The sequence below is a fragment of the Okeania sp. genome, assembly GCF_983059655.1.
Genome location: NZ_CEZPJD010001059.1, coordinates 1 through 2,226, shown reverse-complemented (window position 1 = coordinate 2,226; position 2,226 = coordinate 1). Strand labels below are relative to the sequence as shown.

4 protein-coding genes are annotated in these 2,226 nt (G+C 38.3%); 2 read left to right on the top strand and 2 right to left on the bottom strand.

Annotated features, from left to right (window positions below):
• Nucleotides 1-84: 84 nt before the first annotated feature.
• Nucleotides 85-471, bottom strand: coding sequence for an IS200/IS605 family transposase (tnpA, locus tag AC3DU7_RS31730; protein WP_488043209.1), 387 nt, complete (start codon nucleotides 469-471; stop codon nucleotides 85-87).
• 60 nt (nucleotides 472-531) lie between these two features.
• Here tnpA and AC3DU7_RS31725 point away from each other — a divergent pair, with 60 nt between their 5' ends.
• Nucleotides 532-714: a helix-turn-helix domain-containing protein gene (locus tag AC3DU7_RS31725; protein WP_488043208.1), complete on the top strand. Its 183-nt coding sequence runs from the start codon at nucleotides 532-534 to the stop codon at nucleotides 712-714.
• Between the two features lie 200 nt (nucleotides 715-914).
• Nucleotides 915-1,898 carry an alpha/beta hydrolase fold domain-containing protein gene (locus AC3DU7_RS31720; protein ID WP_488043207.1) on the top strand — a complete coding sequence of 328 codons (984 nt, stop codon included), beginning with the start codon at nucleotides 915-917 and terminating at the stop codon, nucleotides 1,896-1,898.
• Between the two features lie 76 nt (nucleotides 1,899-1,974).
• On the opposite strand, the gene AC3DU7_RS31715 is transcribed toward AC3DU7_RS31720, so the two are convergent.
• Nucleotides 1,975-2,136, bottom strand: a complete 162-nt coding sequence (locus AC3DU7_RS31715) for a hypothetical protein (RefSeq protein WP_488043206.1) — start codon at nucleotides 2,134-2,136, stop codon at nucleotides 1,975-1,977.
• Nucleotides 2,137-2,226: the final 90 nt, after the last annotated feature.

The following is a 2,226-nucleotide window of genomic DNA, read 5'->3' as shown; positions in this document are numbered from 1 at the left end:
TTTAGAAACAGTTAACCGATCGCTACTAAATTATCTATTGTTTTAGTTTTTTGACCGAAAAAGCGGCTCTCAAGCCTCCCCCTTCTAGGGGGACTTTTGATTTTGAATATATTGTTTAAGAACTTCAAGTGGCGCTCCTCCAACAGAAGCCACAAAATATGAAGGACTCCAAAGCGCTGTCTTGTGTGGTTTTTTATATCCTGCTGCTCCATATAATCTACTGGAGACACCCTTGAGGTGATTAACTATTTGAGATATAGACAATTTGGGTGGATATTCAATTGCTGCATGAACATGATCGGCTTCTCCATTAAACTCTAATATTTTGAAGTTCATCTTCTTAGCTACAGCTTCAAACGAGTGCTTAATTAATTTCAATCCTTCTACAGTGAATACACTTTTTCTATATTTAGTCACACATAGCAAGTGTACTTTTAAGTCTGAGACACTATGTCTTTGCTGCCTTAACATATTGCGTACCAAATTTAACTATGCTATAGTCATAACATACAGGCCAAGAGAAAATTTCAGATGAAAGCAAGATTTCAGTACCGTATATATCCAACACCGGGACAAAAACACCGATTAGCTAGGCTATTTGGTTGTGTCCGTGTGGTTTGGAATGATAGCCTGAATTATTGCAATTGCAGCAATAAATATATTAGTCGCCGGAGGGCATTCGGAGACGAGAAACGGACGTGGAGGCAAGTGTAAGACTACTGCCAAAGTAGCAGCATCCAATGAGACGTCAACCCACCGAGGAGCTAAGGTTCGGTAGGAATCTCCGCGCCTTCAGGCCGGAGAAGATGTCAAAATCTCTATATAGATTGCTATATATAGATTGCTATGTTAGATATAATAATCTTTAATTTAAGGTGTATTTTTATATTCTTTCTAGTTAGGAAATACAACAGATGCCCATTGCTTTTGGGAGGTTGACTCATCACCTCAGATTTTTGTTACTGTTGCTGACATTATTAATTACAAGTTGTCAGCAAAAATCTATGAAAGTTAAGGTCTTACAAAACCTTGTTTATGGAAATTATAATTTTCAAGACCGGGAAAAACCACTGCTTTTAGATTTATATTTACCAAAAACAAAACCAGAGAAACCTTTACCTTTATTAGTCTACATTCATGGTGGTGGTTGGTCAGAAGGAACTAAAACATATTGCCCAGGAGAAATCGTGGCACAGAGAGATTACATCATGGCTTGTATTAGCTATAGATTTAGTGATGAAGCATTATTTCCTGCCCAAATTCATGATGTTAAAAAAGCAGTTCGTTGGCTACGAAAAAATGCAGATAAGTACGATATAAACCCTAATAATGTTGGAGCTTGGGGACCTTCTGCTGGGGGACATTTAAGTGCTTTATTAGGAACATCAGCAGAAGTAAAAGAATTGGAAGGAACAAATAATCCAGAAATATCTAGTGCCATACAAGCAGTTTGTGCATGGTATCCACCTACAGACTTTACAAAAGTTCCTCCCGCTTTTGACGAACCTATTACTCCTGCTGTTGAAGAAAAGTATAAAGATAAACAATATTATGGTTATACTTCAGTCACTAATAAGTTATTAGGAGGACCTGTCTCGCAAAAATTAGAATTAGCAGCACTTGCTAATCCTATTAATTATGTTGATGCTCAAGATCCACCTTTTCTGATTATGCACGGAGAAAAAGACCGTGTTTTACCAATTAGTCAAAGTGTTTTATTAGCAGATGCTCTATCAGAAAAAGGAGTGGAAGTTCAGTTAGAAATAAAACCTGATTGGGGACATTATCATGGTAGAGGTGAAGCTTTTGACCCCGCATTAGTAGATATGGCAATGAATTTTTTTGATAAACATTTGAAGTATAGCAGGGAACAGGGAACAGGGAACAGGGAACAGTGACAAAAGCTTTTCTGGTGTCTCAGGTTCATAATTAATCTATGTCAAATATAGCAATGAGCGCTGGTATATTAACACATTACAGGATTTGCCCAATAGTTAAAAGCCTTATATTATCAGCAATTGATTCCCCCTGTTGCCTCTCTTGGTCAGCATTCCGCAAGCGAGCTGCCGGCGACGCGGGGTCTGACCGCTGTTGCCAGATGAGCTGTTGCCTGCGCACAGCGCCATACCAACTCATTCCTTGCTATAATAAATAACTTAAGCATTTCGCAAGAAATGCTCTGCAAAGAGCTATTAGCGGTCAGCTCTAACTAAAAGTAATAGCTGA